This is a genomic window from Yokenella regensburgei ATCC 49455, assembly GCF_000735455.1.
GTDB classification, from domain to species: domain Bacteria; phylum Pseudomonadota; class Gammaproteobacteria; order Enterobacterales; family Enterobacteriaceae; genus Yokenella; species Yokenella regensburgei.
Window position 1 is genome coordinate 126113 of record NZ_JMPS01000020.1, and the last position, 15406, is coordinate 141518.

The following is a 15406-nucleotide window of genomic DNA, read 5'->3' on the forward strand; positions in this document are numbered from 1 at the left end:
GGAGCTTGTCATAAATGATGAAAATAATGACTGAGAAAAAGTAATGCGGGGCTGACGATATTCAGACCCCGCGCAGACATTACTCGATGTTCTGGATCTGCTCGCGCATCTGCTCAATCAGCACTTTCAGCTCGATGGCAGAGGTGGTGACGTCGGCGTTAATGGATTTTGACGCCAGGGTGTTCGACTCGCGGTTGAACTCCTGCATCATGAAGTCGAGACGGCGACCCACGGCCTCTTTCTTCTTCAGAATGTTATAGGTTTCTTTCACGTGCGCTTCGAGACGGTCCAGCTCTTCAGCCACATCGATACGCTGCGCCATCAGCACCAGCTCCTGCTCGAGGCGGTTGTTTTCCAACTGGACTTCGGCGTCTTCAAGCTTCGCCACCAGGCGCTCGCGCTGCCATTGAAGAATTTCCGGCATGTGGGCACGTACTTTACCCACTTCAGTGCTGACACCTTCGAGACGCTGCTCGATAAGTGCTTTCAGTGCCTGGCCTTCGGTTTCACGAGCAACAATGAAATCATCCAGTGCACCGTCAAGCGCCGAGAGAATTTCGGTGGCAATCGCGTCAAGATCCTGTTCCTGAGCCGCCATGACGCCCGGCCAGCGCAGAATATCAACCGGGTTGATTTCACCCTCGTCGCTCTGCATTTTGACCCAGTTAGCGGCGGTCACCAGCTGCTTAGCCAGTTTTTCATTCAGAATCAGTTCGCCCTGAGCGCTGGCATCAGGCTCAAAGCGCAGGTTGCATTCGATCTTTCCACGCGTCAGACGGCTACGAATACGTTCGCGAACGACAGGCTCAAGACTGCGGAATTGCTCCGGCAGACGGAAATAAGTTTCCAGATAACGTTGGTTTACCGAGCGCAGTTCCCACGCGGCAGTGCCCCATTCGCCCTTGATTTCACGCCGGGCATAGGCGGTCATACTGCGGATCATAGACGTTCCTGTTTTTTAACGAAGAGATGGGGGGATTATAGCTTTCCGGGGCTTCACGGGATAGGAATAAGAGCGTTTAATCCGTATAATGCGCAGCCACATTCGTTTCAAGCCGGAGAAATCATTATGCGTCCAGCAGGCCGTAGCGCTAATCAGGTGCGCCCCGTAACCCTGACCCGTAACTACACTAAACACGCTGAAGGCTCCGTGCTGGTCGAATTTGGTGATACCAAAGTTCTGTGTACCGCCTCTATTGAAGAGGGTGTACCACGCTTCCTGAAAGGCCAGGGGCAGGGCTGGATCACCGCAGAATACGGCATGCTGCCGCGTGCAACCCACACCCGTAACGCGCGTGAAGCTGCGAAAGGGAAGCAGGGCGGTCGTACCATGGAAATTCAGCGTCTTATCGCTCGCGCGCTGCGTGCCGCAGTTGATCTGAAAACCCTCGGCGAGTTCACTATCACCCTCGACTGCGACGTCATTCAGGCTGATGGTGGTACCCGTACCGCTTCTATTTCCGGTGCCTGTGTGGCACTGGCTGACGCGCTGAACAAGCTGGTGGCGGCAGGTAAACTGAAAACTAACCCAATGAAAGGGATGGTGGCGGCCGTTTCCGTAGGTATTGTTAACGGCGAAGCGCTGTGCGACCTGGAATACGTTGAAGATTCAGCAGCCGAGACGGACATGAACGTGGTGATGACCGAAGACGGGCGCATCATCGAAGTTCAGGGTACCGCCGAAGGCGAACCGTTCAGCCACGAAGAACTTCTCACCTTGCTGGCGTTGGCCCGAGGGGGAATTGAATCCATTATCACGACGCAGAAAGCGGCGTTAGAAAATTAGTTTTAAAGGCGACTGAGAAGTCGCCTTTTTTTTGTCTGTAGAAAATGAGGAGCGAATCCATGAAACCGTATCAGCGCCAGTTTATTGAATTTGCGCTTAGCAAGCAGGTACTCAAGTTTGGCGAATTTACGCTGAAATCCGGGCGCAAGAGCCCCTATTTCTTTAACGCCGGCCTGTTTAATACCGGGCGTGATCTGGCACTGTTGGGCCGCTTCTACGCAGAAGCGCTGGTGGATTCAGGCATTGAGTTCGACCTGCTGTTTGGCCCGGCTTACAAAGGGATCCCTATCGCGACCACGACTGCCGTGGCGTTAGCTGAGCATCATGACCGCGATTATCCGTACTGCTTTAACCGTAAAGAAGCCAAAGACCACGGTGAGGGCGGTACTCTGGTGGGCAGCGCCCTACAGGGCCGCGTAATGCTGGTGGACGACGTCATCACCGCAGGCACCGCTATTCGTGAATCGATGGAAATTATTCAGGCGCAGGGCGCAACGCTTGCAGGCGTGCTTATCTCTCTTGATCGCCAGGAGCGTGGCCGTGCCGATATTTCAGCGATTCAGGAAGTTGAGCGTGATTATGGCTGCAAAGTGATTTCCATCGTCACCCTGAAAGACCTGATTGCGTATCTGGAAGAGAAGCCTGAAATGGCGGAACATCTGGCGGCGGTACGTGCATACCGGGAAGCTTACGGGGTGTAAAATCATTGCCCGGCGGCATGATGTCGCCGGGCAACCAGGTTACTGTAGCTGTGCTGCCACTAACGGCCAGCGGGCATCAAAGTCATCGGTCGGACGATACTTGAATTCGCTACGGACAAAACGCGACAGCATCCCTTCACAAAACGCCAGCAGCTGGCTTGCCAGCAGCGTTTCATCGGTCTGGTAGCCTTCACCCTCACGCATCTTCTTCTCTCGCAGTACCTGGCGCAGCTGCGCTTCAATACGTTCGAAAAGCTGGTTGATTCTGCCCTGCAGACGGTCCTGCTCGAACATCAGCGCATGTCCGGTGAGGATTCGGGTCAGGCCCGGATTCAGCTCGCCGAAACCGAGAATCAGTTGCACGATGAGGCGCAGGCGCGCAGAGGTATCTTTCTCATCTTTAAGAATCAGATTGATGCGGGTTATCAGGCTGTCTTCGATAAACTCGATCAGGCTATCGAACATGCGGGTTTTGCTGGGGAAATGGCGATACAGCGCCGCTTCGGAAACGCCGACAGAAGCGGCCAGCTTAGCCGTAGTAATGCGTTGACTGCCATCGCTGGATTCCAGCATCAGCGCCAGAGACTGAAGTATTTCCTCGCGACGATTCCTTTTCGCAGTTTGTTTTTCTGCCATGTTCTAAAATACCCCTGAAAAATAAACAAATGCCGGGCAGCCATCATCGCCGCGGCCGCAAACTGGTGTTTGCGGCTTGTGTTTGCATTATTACGCAGCGGAATGCTTAATCGGCTGTTTACTGGCGTCCTGAGTGGCCAAAACCGCCTTCGCCGCGGTCGGTAGCGTCAAAGTCGGTGACCAGATTGAATTCAGCCTGAACAACAGGAACAAAGACCATCTGGGCGATGCGTTCACCAGGTTCGATGGTGAAGCTGTCCTGACCACGGTTCCAGACGGAAACCATCAACTGACCCTGGTAGTCGGAATCGATAAGACCAACCAGGTTGCCGAGCACGATACCGTGCTTATGGCCAAGACCAGAGCGCGGTAAAATGACCGCCGCCAGTGACGAGTCGGCGATATGAATAGCCAGGCCGGTCGGCAGCAGAGTTGTTGCTCCCGGTGCCAGTTCTACGGCGTCATCAAGACAGGCACGCAGGTCAAGTCCGGCAGAACCGGAGGTGGCATAGGTTGGCAGCGGGAATTCGTTGCCAACACGCGGGTCCATAATCTTAACGTCGATTTTTTTCATCATAACGGGTAACGATCTCGTCCAGTAATAGTTGGCCCAGAAGCGCTTTGCGCTCAAGCGGCAAGACTTTATCTCCATCCTGCCAGAAAAGGTGCAGCGCGTTATTGTCGCTATTAAACCCTTGATTTGACTGAGATACGTCATTGGCGCAAATCAAATCCAGGTTCTTGCGGGTACGTTTTTGCCGGGCGTATTCTTCCACATTATTTGTTTCGGCGGCAAATCCTACCACATATGGCCGCTGTGATTTTAACGCGGCAACCCCTGCAACAATGTCGGGGTTTTTTACCATTTTTAGCGTTAATTCATCGCCTTGCTTTTTAATTTTCTCATCGGCAACGATGGCAGCACGGTAGTCAGCGACCGCCGCACAACCGATAAAAATGTGCTGCTTTTGTGCACCAGACCGCACCGCCGCTTCCATTTCCAGTGCGGTGGAGACGTCGATACGTTTAACTCGTGGCGGAGTGGGCAGCGTTACCGGCCCGCTCACCAGCGTAACGTGGGCACCACGTTTTGCTGCCGCTGCCGCAATGGCATAACCCATCTTCCCGGAGCTGTGGTTGGTGATGTAACGCACCGGATCCAGCGGCTCACGTGTCGGGCCCGCGGTAATCATGATGTTGAGATGTTGCAGATCGTTGACAGGCGCGAAGTGCTCAGCGGCCAGATCAACAATGGCCAACGGATCGAGCATGCGACCAGGACCGACGTCGCCACAGGCCTGGCTACCGCTGTCCGGGCCCCAGATTAGCAGCCCGCGGGATTCCAGACGCGCTATGTTTTCCTGGGTTGCCGCGGCGCGATACATCTGCTGGTTCATCGCCGGGACCACGGCGACGGGTGAAGGTGTCGCGAGGCAGATGGTGGAGACCAGATCGTTTGCCATACCGGCAGCAACGCGAGCTATTAAGTCGGCCGTGGCTGGGGCAAGAATCACCAGATCTGCCCACTTGCCGAGCTCGATGTGGCCCATAGCGGCTTCTGCGGCAGGGTCCAGAAGGCTGTCGGATACCGGATATCCCGATACCGCCTGCAGGCTTAGCGGGGTGATAAAGGCTTTCGCCGCGTCGGTCATTGCCACGCGAACGTCTGCGCCGCGCTCACGCAGGCGACGGACCAGCTCCGGGGTTTTATAAGCGGCGATACCACCGCTGACGCCGAGAACGATTTTTTTACCAGCCAGGCTCATCATGATTCTTTCCTGTGGGGATACCTCAGATGCGCGCATTTTATCACAATCCTTTCGCACTCGTGCGCTTGTGGCAGATTCACTTTGCGAGGGGCTACGCAAGAGTGAAAAAAGGCCATCGTCGGGCGAAAAACCCTGTGCCACCATGATGCAGCTTGAAAACAAGGAGGGTACGATGGAAGTGAGTGAAGGGATGTTGCCCAGAGAAAAACTGCTGCGAAACGGCGTTGAGACGCTCTCTGATGCCGAGCTGCTGGCGCTGTTCTTACGCACCGGGACCCGGCAGCAGGACGTGATGAGCTGGTCGAGGTCATTACTGAGCCATTTTGGTTCACTGTATGGGCTACTGGCAGCAGAGCAGCGAGATATCACCCAGGCCTACGGGATGGGCGTTGCCACCTTTACTCAGCTGAAAGGGATTGCCGAGCTGGCCCGTCGTTACTTCAGCTTCAGCCTGCATGAAAACGTGATGGACCCGATCAGCAGCTCGCAAAAGACCCGGGAGTTTTTGCAAAGCCAGCTGGCGGATGAAAAACGCGAGATCTTTATGGTGATTTTTCTTGATAACCAGCACCGGTTAATCAAGCACAGCCGGCTTTTTTCTGGAACGGTCAGCCATGTGGAAGTGCATCCGCGCGAAATTGTACGAGAAGCCATCAAAATAAACGCTGCGGCGCTGATCCTCGCCCATAATCATCCGTCGGGCTATACAGAGCCCAGTAAAGCTGACAAAATTATTACCGACAGGATTGTTAAATGCTGTAATTTAATGGATATTCGCGTGCTCGATCACCTGGTTATTGGACGTGGAAAGACGGTTTCCTTCGCGGAACGCGGCTGGATTTAAGCCTGTTCGCGCGATCCATCGGGATCTTTGTCTGTTCGGGACTTGAGCACATCGCCGAGTCAGCGTATACTACGCCACCTTTGAGAATCTCGGGTTTGGCATTTGGGCCTGGCAGTCGAGAGTTCACTTAGAACTGCGATAACCAGGCTGAGAAGCCTGACGAGGCGCCAATACCCCATACGAAGCTCGAGCTAATTTGATTTTTGGAGAATAGACATGTCCCGAGTCTGCCAAGTTACTGGCAAGCGTCCGGTGACCGGTAACAACCGTTCCCACGCACTGAACGCGACTAAACGCCGTTTCCTGCCGAACCTGCACTCTCACCGTTTCTGGGTTGAGAGCGAGAAGCGTTTTGTCACCCTGCGCGTATCTGCTAAAGGTATGCGTGTTATTGATAAGAAAGGCATTGATACAGTTCTCGCTGAACTGCGTGCCCGTGGCGAAAAGTACTAAGTACTAAGAGGAAATAAATCATGGCTAAAGGTATTCGTGAGAAAATCAAGCTGGTTTCTTCTGCTGGTACTGGTCACTTCTATACCACCACGAAGAACAAACGTACTAAGCCGGAAAAACTGGAACTGAAAAAGTTCGATCCAGTTGTCCGTCAGCACGTTCTGTACAAAGAAGCTAAAATCAAATAATTTTAGTTTTCTTAGCGAAAAACCCCGCCCCGGCGGGGTTTTTTGTTTTCTGGGCGTCCCCATATTAGAGACATCAGAAAAACCATCGGAGTTGCTATGCCTGAGTTACCCGAGGTTGAGACCAGCCGCCGTGGTATTGAACCCCATCTGGTTGGCGCAACCATTTTGCACGCTATTGTCCGTAACGGACGGCTTCGCTGGCCCGTTTCCGACGAAATCCATCGCCTGAGTGATAAACCGGTACTGAGCGTGCAGCGCCGCGCGAAATACCTGCTGCTCGAACTGCCGGACGGCTGGATAATCATTCATCTTGGAATGTCCGGGAGCCTGCGCATTCTGACCGCTGAACTCCCCGCCGAGAAGCATGACCATGTTGACCTGGTGCTCAGCAACGGCAAAGTGCTGCGCTACACCGATCCCCGCCGCTTTGGCGCCTGGCTGTGGACGCCAACGCTTGAGGGGCATGCTGTGCTCGCCCATCTCGGTCCTGAGCCGTTAAGCGAGGCGTTTAACACACAGTATCTGCAACAGAAATGCGCGAAGAAGAAGACGGCAATAAAGCCCTGGTTGATGGATAACAAGCTGGTGGTAGGGGTGGGTAATATCTACGCCAGTGAATCCCTGTTTGCCGCCGGGATCCACCCCGATCGACTGGCCTCGTCGTTGTCGCATGATGAGTGTGAGCTGCTGGTGCGGGTGATTAAGGCGGTGCTACTGCGTTCTATTGAGCAGGGGGGCACTACCCTCAAGGATTTCCTGCAAAGCGATGGGAAGCCGGGCTATTTTGCTCAGGAGCTACAGGTCTATGGACGCAAAGGGGAGCCGTGCCGGGTGTGCGGGGAACCGATTGTGGCTACGAAGCATGCGCAGCGGGCGACGTTTTACTGCCGCCGCTGTCAGAAGTGATTACTTGATTTTAGCCAGCAGCGCCTGATGCACTTTCGGTGGCAGGAAATGGGTGACGTCACCGTGGTGGCGCGCCACTTCTTTTACCAGCGAAGAGGAGATAAACGACCACTCTTTCGAAGGCATCAGGAACACGCTTTCAAGCTCCGGCATCAGGTGGCGGTTCATGTGCGCCAGCTGCATTTCATACTCAAAGTCGGCGACCGCGCGTAAACCACGGATCAGGATATTCGCCTGCTGGGTGCGGGCGAAGTTCGCCATCAGGTCGCTGAAACCCATCACCACTACGTTATCCAGATGCGAAACGGCATCTTCAGCAAGCGCAACTCGCTCGTTGAGAGTGAACATCGGTTTTTTACTCGGGCTCGCGGCAATCGCCAGTATCACCGTGTCGAACATGCTGGCGGCGCGGGTGATGATATCGAGATGACCGTTGGTAATCGGATCGAAAGTCCCCGGATAAATCGCTTTTGTACTCATGCTTACGCTTTCTCTGAGTAGCCGCGGTTCAGGGCCCACAGCTCGGTGTATTTGTTGAAAGTATACTGGGCATTCACGACGGCGAGTAGCCAGCCCTGTGCGCCATCCAGAATACCACCACGAATCAGCAACGTTTTCACGAAGGCGCCGAGCGTATGGCCGAAGATACCGGCGAGAGAGGTTTTTTTACCCTTCTGGTGGCGTTCCTGAGCCCAGGCGGTGGCATACGCCAGCTGTTTTTGCTGGAACGCACCGAAATCACGGCAGGTTAGGTGACGCAGGTCACCCTGAAGCGGGATCACCTGGGCTTTGCCGCACTCAAGAGACTCATGCACCAGCTTGTCGTTGTACTGCCAGCGTTCGCGTTCGTAGAGGCGCAGTACGCGATCAGGATACCAGCCGCTGTGGCGCATAAAGCGGCCAAGGAAGTAGTTTCGGCGGGCAATGCTGTAAACCGCACCTGGCTGCGGAGCGGTGAGCGTTTGCTGTAGTGAAGTTTTAAGCTCAGGGGTGACGCGCTCGTCGGTATCGATCATCAGCACGTAGTCACCCGTGGCGTACGCCTGTGCGCGCTGGCGCTGAATGCCGTAGCCCTGCCAGTCGCGATCTTCGAACACTTTCACTCCCCGACTCTGCGCCAGCGCGACGGTATCGTCGTTGCTGCCGGAGTCAAGGAGGATGATTTCGTCGGCCCATTGAACGGAGTCCAGACACTCCGGCAGCAGATCTGCCGAATTTTTGGCGATCATCACCACGGAGAGGCGTCTGGACATTAGTGGCTCCGCTGGGGCAAATAGGGTTGCAGAAGCTGAAGCAGACGGGTCAGTGCGCCCTGGTTCTGATGCAGCACTTCCACCGCATGGCGCCCATACCACAGGCGATAGTCTTCATCGGTGAGCAGATTAGAAATCTCTTTCACCAGCGAATTGGCATCGGTTACGGTGATAAGCCCGTCCGCCTGCTGCAGGCGCGCGCAGATATCTTTAAAGTTAAAGGTGTGCGGGCCCATGAGGACCGGAATGGCATGAGCTGCAGGCTCCAGAGGGTTATGCCCACCGCGCTCGACCAGGCTGCCGCCCACAAAAGCGAGATCGGCAATGCCGTACAGCAGCATCAGTTCGCCCATGGTATCGCCAATCACCACCTGAGTGCTGCCTGACGGGATTTCGCCGGTGCTGCGCAGGGTAAAGCTCAGGCCTGCTTTTTGCACCATCTGGCGGGCATCAGGGAAGCGTTCAGGGTGACGGGGTACCAGAATTAGCAGCAGATCCGGGAAGGTCTTCAGCAGCGTTTTATGCGCTTCGAGGATTATCTGCTCTTCGCCATCGTGGGTACTGGTCGCAATCCATACCTGACGGCGCGCGGCCCACTGACGGCGCAGAGTGACGGCGCGAGCCGCCAGCTCAGGCGTCACGGAAATATCAAACTTCAGGCTGCCGGTGATAGCCAACTGGTTACGCTTCAGTCCGAGGGCGAGGAAGCGGTTGCCGTCCTCTTCATTCTGCGCGGCAATCAGGGTTATTTTTGCCAGCAGGCGACGCATAAAGCCGCCCAACTTGCCGTAACCCTTCGCTGAACGCTCTGAAAGACGCGCGTTGGCGATAACCAGGGGAATTTTGCGCGCATGTAACGCGGAAACCATGTTCGGCCACAGTTCGGTTTCCATCACGATGACCAGCTTAGGACGCACGGTATCAAGGAAACGATTCATGGCGCAGGGCAGATCGTAAGGCAGATAGACGTGGTGAACATCTTTGCCGAACGCGGACATGGCGCGCTCGGAGCCGGTCGGTGTCATGGTGGTGACGGTAATCGGCAACGTCGGATAGCGGTGGCGCAGTGCGCGAACCAGCGGGATAGCCGCCAGTGTTTCACCCACCGACACGGAATGCAGGAGTATACCCTCCGGGGCTACCTTGTTTTTGCAAAAGCCGTAGCGTTCTGCCCAGCGTTTTCTGTAAGCGGGGGCCTTGCGGCTGCGAAGCAGCAGGCGAAGCCAGACCAGCGGCTGAATCAGGTAGAGTAAGGCGGTATAAAGCAATTCCAAGTGTGTTATCCGTTTTTTAGTTTCGGCGGGCAAATTCTAAGCATTTAGCGTGGTTAAAGCTATCCCTTAAGGCGCTTTAACCCAGAGTACGCTCAATCGCGGCATAAACATCATCGACCTCTATGCCACGGAGCCCCTGTTTTTCATCTGCCGGAAGGACCAGATGGTGAATGTCGTGGTCCTGAAGCGGTGCCGCACCATCGACCGCGCTTTGACCACTGTACAAGCCAACCGTCGGCGTTTTTACTGCGATAGCGACGTGCAACGGACCAGTATCGCCGACCACCAGAGCCTTGAAACCCGCAATTTTTCCTGCCAGCTGCAGCAGGTTCGTCTCACCCGCGACGTTTTTTACTCTGTCGCTGATGTCAGGCAGGCTATCAATAATGCGCTGGTTTAGTGCCTTCTCACCCGGTGCGCCAATTAACTCAATGTTGAGTGATTCATGGTGGCTGAGGAGTTTTTGAATCAGCTGAGCGAATTTTTCTGCCGGCCAGCAGCGATCGGGGGTCGAAGCCCCGGCGTGGATGCCGATGGTTGGTGTGCTGAAAACGTCTGGAGTGAATGGCACAGGGATCACCATAGCCATTGAAGGAACGGCAATGCCGACCGACTCCAGCAGCTCGGTTTTCTGATGAATATGATGAATATTGCCATTCTGCCGGTTGTCATAAAAGGCTGACAGGTAGCGGGCAAGCGCAAAATCCTGACGACCCTGATAGTCGCTGTAATACACGTCTTTGAAGATATAGCGCGAGCGGGCGAGGGACGCCACAACGATGTCGTACGGCGCGCGCGAATGGAGAATAAAGGTGGCTTCAACACGACGCTCACGCAGCGTTTTTGCCAGCGGCAGAACATCGTTAGCCTTGCCGTTCCAGTAGATTATCTCGTCAAAAAGCGGGCTACCTTCAGCCAGCAGCTTATTGCGCTTATTCATCACCAGCAGCAGCTTTGCTTCGGGCCAGCGTGCCTTGATGGCCATAATAGCAGGCGTATTGATGAGGAAGTCACCTAACGCGGTGGTAGAGAAGATAGCGATAGTGTGCAGTTTTTCCTGCTCGGGAAAGCGGCTGATCTTTTTTACGCTATAGCCGGTCACTTTCAGGAGCGACAGGAAAAGCCCTGCTCCTAGCTGTTTCGCAATTTTGCTCATATATCTCCGGAACACGTCCAGTATCAGGGGTCAGTTATTCAGCATTTTTTTCAGACGGAAGTACCGGCGTCCCAGTCTCCAGCGTAAACGCAGGTCGTGGGCATTCTTCCAGATAAGCTGCCAGATGCCGCGCTCGAAAAACTCGCGAATCAGACCCTGCTGTTTTGTGCGATCTTTCATCTCATCAATGGTATGAATAATTCCTAACCCTTCTTTGGCAATTTGCCAATGGCAGGCTTTGATATTACGAGTTTTGTCGGCGTAACGCTGGTTAATTGCTTCCAGCATTTCAAGGATTTTCATGTAGTGATGCGCAGAGCGGATAAGCGTATCGTCGGTATCGGGCTTATGTGATACCGATTCAGAATGAATATAGTAATCGTAAAACTGTTTGTCGGTATATTGCACCCGTTCAGCGGCAAGCAATACTTCAGTTGTCCACGGAATGTCCTGATGACGCAGTCCAGGTTCAAAACTAAAACCATGTTCGGCGATGAATGCACTGCGATAGATATTAAGCCAGGTAACGTGAAGAAACTTGCGGGAATCCAGCGCTTTCTTTAACCACAGATGACCCGGCATCACCTCAGTCGATGACAGTCGGTCAAGCGGGAAAATAGGCTGGGCCGGACGGTTGTCTTCATAGACATAGCGCCCGTTGCAGGTCGCGACATCAAGGTTTCCTTTTTCCGCCATTTCCAGCAGCGTTTGATACATTCCTGGGTAGAGTTTGTCATCAATGTCCGGGAAAGTGAGGTATTTACCGGTTGCCAGAACCAGGCCAGAATTTCGGGCGGCAGAAACACCCTGATTGCTCTGATTAACGACTTTAAGACCGCTGAAGGTGGCTTTCCATTTTTCAAGAATGGCGGCGGTAGAATCCGTTGAACCATCATTCACCATGATGATTTCTACGTTGTCTAACTGCTGCTCCTCAATGTTGACGAAAAAGCTGTCGAGGAATTTCTCGCCGTTATAGACCGCGGCAACGATGCTGAGTAATGGAGTATTGTTCATGGACAACCTGTCAGTCTCACCGCTCAGCGCTAGTTTTAGCGACAAGCAGCCGGTATTGCTGGCAAATAGCCTTAACATCAAATTGTACTAAGGCCGCTGGATTAATCGTGGGTGGATTATGATAAATGCTTTGCATGGTCTGAGCCAGCGCATCGCTGTTGAGTTCACAGAGGCCGCGGGCGAGTGGCCCGGTGAGTATCTCCGCCGGGCCACCGGGGCAGCGTGTGCTGACCGCTGATGTGCCCAGTATCAGGGCTTCGACCAAAACATTTCCGAACCCTTCGCTATCTGAGCTAACAATCAGCATACGGGCGTTTTTAATCCACGGTAGTGGGTTGACCTGGAAGCCTTTAAACAGCACCCGGTCGCTGACGCCCAGTGAGGCCGAAAGCGATCGCAGTTTCTCTTCCTGCTCGGGTTTACCCTGGCCAACCAGCACCAGTGGGGCGGTGATTCCGCTTTTGGCGTAGGCCTCTATCAGCCGGTCATGACGCTTAGCCGGATGAAAACGACCCACATGGATCAAATAGTCCTCACCGGCCATTTCGCATGGCGTCTCGGCCTTCTGCTTAATGTCGTTGATATCAAATGGGTTGTAGATGGTTTCCAGCCGTGCTGGGGTGATACCAAAGGCATCGAGCAAGTCCTTTCCAACCGCGTTTGAAACGCTGACAATATTGCGCCTGTCATACACCCGCTTAATTTTTTGTTTCTTGAGCCAGCGATCGAAACCGCTACGCTTGCCGAGATAGGAGGCGGAGAAGACGCCGTGCAGGCAGAACCACAAATTATGCTGCCGAAGCTGCTGGCTGCGGGCGACGATACGGTCTGTCTTATGCAAATTGGAGAGTACGAGATCGAATTTTCCCGCCTTTGCCTCTGCATCGTTAATGGCGGTATCGAGTTGGGCAGCGCGACGCGACAGCTCCGTCAGCTTTCGCCATGGGGAGCGGCAGCGATCGGCGATAACCTGATAATCGAGGCCTTCCGGCAGCGGATAGTCGCAGACATTGCGTAGTGAAAACAGAGAGACGTCTTCTCCTTCCTGCAAAAACTGCTGCGCCAGGGTCAGAACGACTTTCTCGGCGCCACCGCCGGGTAGCCCATCAATGATGAATAATATCCTCATGCATCCCCCAGCAGTGTCTGGTAGAAATCGATGAGCTCCGCCGACAGGCGTCCGGCGTTGCACTCAAGAACGCGCTCCCGGGCCAGCACCCCTGCATTTGAGCCCAGCGCACGAGCGGGCAGCGCATTGACCGCATTTTGCAGCGCAGAGATATCAAGCGCGTCGCACACGTAGCCATTAACCCCTTCGCGGATAAACTCCGAACCACCGCAATGGGTAGAGGTAATGACCGGTAATCCGCAGGCCATGGCTTCCAGAATCACGTTAGGGAAGGGATCGTACATTGTGGGCAACAGCAGCCCGTCAGCCATCTGATAGAACGGCAGGGTATTCTGTTGTACGCCAACGAAGCGGACGCGATCTTCACAATGCAGCGTGCGCGCCAGTGACTGATAGCGCTTCTCGTCCTTATCTTTACCGACAACCAGCAGATACTGGTTACCCGGCGCAATGGCCTGAATGGCGGCGCTCAGACCTTTTCTCTCAAAGCCCGAGCCAACAAACACCAGGCAGGTGGCGTTTGCGGGAATATTCCATTGCTGACGCAGTGCCTGCAGTTGTGCTTCTTCAGGCGGAAGAAAACGTTGGCTATCAATGGCGTTATAAATCACCCTGATTTTCTCATCCGGAATGCCAAAATCTTCCATGATTTCTTGTTTTATCATGGCGGCGTTACAGATAACGCCACGCAGTTCCGCCGAGGCGTACATTTCTGCTTCAGCGTTCATGACATAGCGATGATAGCGGTCGTTGAGCAGGCGCTTTTGCTGCCAGCCGGGTAGGATCCGGCATCGCTGTTCAAGCCAGCGGCGGTGAACCCCGTCCCCTGCGCGGTAGAGATCGCACCCGGCGATCCGCTCATGGCTTTGTACCAGGTCGAACTGCTCGTTTTGCCAGAGCGTTCTTGCGGCATCGGCGAACCCGCGCTCGCGGCTGATGCGCCCCCATTTGAACGGGTTGCAGATGTGAATATGCCACTCCGGTTTGACCGGACCCTGCCATTCGCGAGTGATGACGTTCAGTTCCAGATTGTGGGCATCCAGAGCTTCGAGCGCCCGGGAGACAAAGCGTTCTGCACCACCATCCGGGCGATATTTTTGCCTGACGATGGCTAAACGATATTTTTTCATGCCAGTAGCCTTTTTGCCGCGTCAATGACCACCTGAGAGGGGATCAGATCCAGGTAGCGTTCCTGCGTGCGGGTATCAATTTCATCGGGATCGGGCAACGGGCCGAAGTCTCCCGCCCAAATAACTTCCCCTTTGGCCTGCCAGGGGCGCCAGAAAGTGAGCTTAGAGGGGCCAAAAAGAGCAATCAGCGGGGTTTGCAGCGCGGCGGCCATGTGCATTGGCACTGAGTCGACGCCGATAAACAGCGTGGCATGATCGATAAGCGCCGCCAGCTGACGCAGCGTAAGCTGGCCCGCGAGTGATATGACTTTTTCCGCATCGCAGCCGTTCAGGATAGTCGAGACCATTTCTTTCTCTTTGGCATCGGGTCCTGAGGTTAAAATGACGTAATGGCCGGCAGCGGTCAGCGCGTTGATGACTTCACTCATCCGCCCTTCGCGCCAGCACTTAAAGAACCAACGCGATGTTGGCTGAACCACCACGTAGCGCGCCGCCACCTGCTCAGGTAATTTCGCAGCACACTGCTGCCAGTCATCGTCACTGTATGCCATCGTGGCGTGAGCCGCGGTAGCCGGAAGGGTAAACAGCGGAGCCAGAATCGACAGGTTCTGCCGAACGGTGTGCATGTTGCTGTGGCCTTCGGTAGAAACCAGCTCACTGTGACAATAGCGCCAGAAGGGATGATCTCTTTTCGGGAATGCAAACCCCAGCCGTACCGGCGCGCCGGTTATACGCGTGATGATGGCGCTACGCCACTGGTCAGCAAGGTTTAATACGATGTCATAACGCTGGCTACGGAGCTGGCGTAGTAGCTGCCACTCTTGTCCTAGCTGGTAGCGTACCCCTGCTTTTTTCCATTTACGATCGATGGCAAAGATACGATGAATACTGGCATTGGCGGCGAGCATGTCCCGGGTTTCTTCGTAGAGAAGAACATCAATGTCGGCATTCGGGTATTGCTGTTTTAGCTCGTTGATGACGGGAGTAACCAGCAGCATATCACCATGATGGCGCAGCTTAATTATCAGAATGCGGTGAGGTGTTGATAGTGTGCGGGACGATGTGGTTACGGTCATGCTCTACTCTTCGCCTGAGGCCCAATCCCTGATTTTAGGTGATTAGATGGATTGAGAGAAGCGTTGTGTTGCTCTAACATGGCTTCGA

The 15406-nt window shown here is 54.5% G+C and carries 18 protein-coding genes; 6 read left to right on the top strand and 12 right to left on the bottom strand.

Going from position 1 to position 15406, the window contains the following annotated elements:
- Window positions 1–79 precede the first annotated feature (79 nt).
- The gene (locus GYRE_RS05280) at window positions 80–943 is read right to left on the bottom strand and encodes a YicC/YloC family endoribonuclease (protein ID WP_006817783.1); all 864 of its coding nucleotides are present in this window, start codon (window positions 941–943) and stop codon (window positions 80–82) included.
- A 126-nt stretch (window positions 944–1069) separates the two neighbouring features.
- Between GYRE_RS05280 and rph the strand changes: the two genes are divergently transcribed.
- Together rph and pyrE are read left to right on the top strand one after the other, a co-directional pair.
- A complete protein-coding gene (gene rph / locus GYRE_RS05285; protein ID WP_006817782.1) occupies window positions 1070–1786 on the top strand; it encodes a ribonuclease PH in 717 nt (238 codons plus the stop codon).
- Window positions 1787–1845: 59 nt separating this feature from the next.
- Window positions 1846–2487, top strand: a complete 642-nt coding sequence (gene pyrE / locus GYRE_RS05290; RefSeq protein WP_038253609.1) for an orotate phosphoribosyltransferase — start codon at window positions 1846–1848, stop codon at window positions 2485–2487.
- Window positions 2488–2526: 39 nt separating this feature from the next.
- On the opposite strand, the gene slmA is transcribed toward pyrE, so the two are convergent.
- From slmA to coaBC, 3 genes are all read right to left on the bottom strand, one after another.
- Window positions 2527–3123 carry a nucleoid occlusion factor SlmA gene (slmA, locus tag GYRE_RS05295; protein ID WP_006817780.1) on the bottom strand — a complete coding sequence of 199 codons (597 nt, stop codon included), beginning with the start codon at window positions 3121–3123 and terminating at the stop codon, window positions 2527–2529.
- A 118-nt stretch (window positions 3124–3241) separates the two neighbouring features.
- Window positions 3242–3700 (bottom strand): dUTP diphosphatase, encoded by a 459-nt coding sequence (gene dut / locus GYRE_RS05300; RefSeq protein WP_006817779.1) that lies wholly within the window; start codon window positions 3698–3700, stop codon window positions 3242–3244.
- Window positions 3678–4889, bottom strand: coding sequence for a bifunctional phosphopantothenoylcysteine decarboxylase/phosphopantothenate--cysteine ligase CoaBC (gene coaBC / locus GYRE_RS05305; protein WP_112471519.1), 1212 nt, complete (start codon window positions 4887–4889; stop codon window positions 3678–3680). Before coaBC ends, dut begins: the two co-directional genes overlap by 23 nt.
- A gap of 175 nt (window positions 4890–5064) precedes the next feature.
- Here coaBC and radC point away from each other — a divergent pair, with 175 nt between their 5' ends.
- From radC to mutM, 4 genes are all read left to right on the top strand, one after another.
- On the top strand, window positions 5065–5736 hold the full coding sequence (radC, locus tag GYRE_RS05310; protein ID WP_038253613.1) for a RadC family protein: 672 nt from the start codon (window positions 5065–5067) through the stop codon (window positions 5734–5736).
- Window positions 5737–5952: 216 nt separating this feature from the next.
- Window positions 5953–6189, top strand: a complete 237-nt coding sequence (rpmB, locus tag GYRE_RS05315; RefSeq protein ID WP_000091955.1) for a 50S ribosomal protein L28 — start codon at window positions 5953–5955, stop codon at window positions 6187–6189.
- Window positions 6190–6209: 20 nt separating this feature from the next.
- The gene (rpmG, locus tag GYRE_RS05320; RefSeq protein ID WP_003024094.1) at window positions 6210–6377 is read left to right on the top strand and encodes a 50S ribosomal protein L33; all 168 of its coding nucleotides are present in this window, start codon (window positions 6210–6212) and stop codon (window positions 6375–6377) included.
- A 96-nt stretch (window positions 6378–6473) separates the two neighbouring features.
- Window positions 6474–7283 (top strand): bifunctional DNA-formamidopyrimidine glycosylase/DNA-(apurinic or apyrimidinic site) lyase, encoded by an 810-nt coding sequence (gene mutM / locus GYRE_RS05325; RefSeq protein WP_038253619.1) that lies wholly within the window; start codon window positions 6474–6476, stop codon window positions 7281–7283.
- On the opposite strand, the gene coaD is transcribed toward mutM, so the two are convergent.
- The 8 genes from coaD to rfaQ all read right to left on the bottom strand — a co-directional run bounded on the left by coaD (window position 7284) and on the right by rfaQ (window position 15318).
- The gene (gene coaD / locus GYRE_RS05330; protein WP_006817774.1) at window positions 7284–7763 is read right to left on the bottom strand and encodes a pantetheine-phosphate adenylyltransferase; all 480 of its coding nucleotides are present in this window, start codon (window positions 7761–7763) and stop codon (window positions 7284–7286) included. It abuts the gene before it with no gap.
- A gap of 2 nt (window positions 7764–7765) precedes the next feature.
- Window positions 7766–8536, bottom strand: coding sequence for a glycosyltransferase family 2 protein (locus GYRE_RS05335; protein WP_006817773.1), 771 nt, complete (start codon window positions 8534–8536; stop codon window positions 7766–7768).
- Complete coding sequence (waaA, locus tag GYRE_RS05340; protein ID WP_038253622.1) at window positions 8536–9810, bottom strand: lipid IV(A) 3-deoxy-D-manno-octulosonic acid transferase; 1275 nt, start codon at window positions 9808–9810, stop codon at window positions 8536–8538. The genes GYRE_RS05335 and waaA overlap by 1 nt, the downstream gene beginning before the upstream one ends.
- 76 nt (window positions 9811–9886) lie before the next feature.
- Complete coding sequence (locus GYRE_RS05345; RefSeq protein WP_006817771.1) at window positions 9887–10966, bottom strand: glycosyltransferase family 9 protein; 1080 nt, start codon at window positions 10964–10966, stop codon at window positions 9887–9889.
- 30 nt (window positions 10967–10996) lie between these two features.
- Entirely contained in the window at window positions 10997–11983 is a 987-nt protein-coding gene (locus tag GYRE_RS05350) for a glycosyltransferase (RefSeq protein WP_006817770.1), read from the bottom strand.
- A 16-nt stretch (window positions 11984–11999) separates the two neighbouring features.
- A complete protein-coding gene (locus GYRE_RS05355; RefSeq protein ID WP_038253625.1) occupies window positions 12000–13112 on the bottom strand; it encodes a glycosyltransferase in 1113 nt (370 codons plus the stop codon).
- Window positions 13109–14242 carry a glycosyltransferase family 4 protein gene (locus GYRE_RS05360; protein ID WP_038253627.1) on the bottom strand — a complete coding sequence of 378 codons (1134 nt, stop codon included), beginning with the start codon at window positions 14240–14242 and terminating at the stop codon, window positions 13109–13111. Before GYRE_RS05360 ends, GYRE_RS05355 begins: the two co-directional genes overlap by 4 nt.
- The gene (gene rfaQ / locus GYRE_RS05365; RefSeq protein WP_038253630.1) at window positions 14239–15318 is read right to left on the bottom strand and encodes a putative lipopolysaccharide heptosyltransferase III; all 1080 of its coding nucleotides are present in this window, start codon (window positions 15316–15318) and stop codon (window positions 14239–14241) included. The genes GYRE_RS05360 and rfaQ overlap by 4 nt, the downstream gene beginning before the upstream one ends.
- Window positions 15319–15406: the final 88 nt, after the last annotated feature.

Bases quoted from the DNA above. Each gene is read 5' to 3' on its own strand.
- GYRE_RS05280 (WP_006817783.1), bottom strand. From the start codon at position 943: ATGATCCGCAGTATGACCGCCTATGCCCGGCGTGAAATCAAGGGCGAA.
- rph (WP_006817782.1), top strand. From the start codon at position 1,070: ATGCGTCCAGCAGGCCGTAGCGCTAATCAGGTGCGCCCCGTAACCCTG.
- pyrE (WP_038253609.1), top strand. From the start codon at position 1,846: ATGAAACCGTATCAGCGCCAGTTTATTGAATTTGCGCTTAGCAAGCAG.
- slmA (WP_006817780.1), bottom strand. From the start codon at position 3,123: ATGGCAGAAAAACAAACTGCGAAAAGGAATCGTCGCGAGGAAATACTT.
- dut (WP_006817779.1), bottom strand. From the start codon at position 3,700: ATGATGAAAAAAATCGACGTTAAGATTATGGACCCGCGTGTTGGCAAC.
- coaBC (WP_112471519.1), bottom strand. From the start codon at position 4,889: ATGAGCCTGGCTGGTAAAAAAATCGTTCTCGGCGTCAGCGGTGGTATC.
- radC (WP_038253613.1), top strand. From the start codon at position 5,065: ATGGAAGTGAGTGAAGGGATGTTGCCCAGAGAAAAACTGCTGCGAAAC.
- rpmB (WP_000091955.1), top strand. From the start codon at position 5,953: ATGTCCCGAGTCTGCCAAGTTACTGGCAAGCGTCCGGTGACCGGTAAC.
- rpmG (WP_003024094.1), top strand. From the start codon at position 6,210: ATGGCTAAAGGTATTCGTGAGAAAATCAAGCTGGTTTCTTCTGCTGGT.
- mutM (WP_038253619.1), top strand. From the start codon at position 6,474: ATGCCTGAGTTACCCGAGGTTGAGACCAGCCGCCGTGGTATTGAACCC.
- coaD (WP_006817774.1), bottom strand. From the start codon at position 7,763: ATGAGTACAAAAGCGATTTATCCGGGGACTTTCGATCCGATTACCAAC.
- GYRE_RS05335 (WP_006817773.1), bottom strand. From the start codon at position 8,536: ATGTCCAGACGCCTCTCCGTGGTGATGATCGCCAAAAATTCGGCAGAT.
- GYRE_RS05345 (WP_006817771.1), bottom strand. From the start codon at position 10,966: ATGAGCAAAATTGCGAAACAGCTAGGAGCAGGGCTTTTCCTGTCGCTC.
- GYRE_RS05350 (WP_006817770.1), bottom strand. From the start codon at position 11,983: ATGAACAATACTCCATTACTCAGCATCGTTGCCGCGGTCTATAACGGC.
- GYRE_RS05355 (WP_038253625.1), bottom strand. From the start codon at position 13,112: ATGAGGATATTATTCATCATTGATGGGCTACCCGGCGGTGGCGCCGAG.
- GYRE_RS05360 (WP_038253627.1), bottom strand. From the start codon at position 14,242: ATGAAAAAATATCGTTTAGCCATCGTCAGGCAAAAATATCGCCCGGAT.
- rfaQ (WP_038253630.1), bottom strand. From the start codon at position 15,318: ATGACCGTAACCACATCGTCCCGCACACTATCAACACCTCACCGCATT.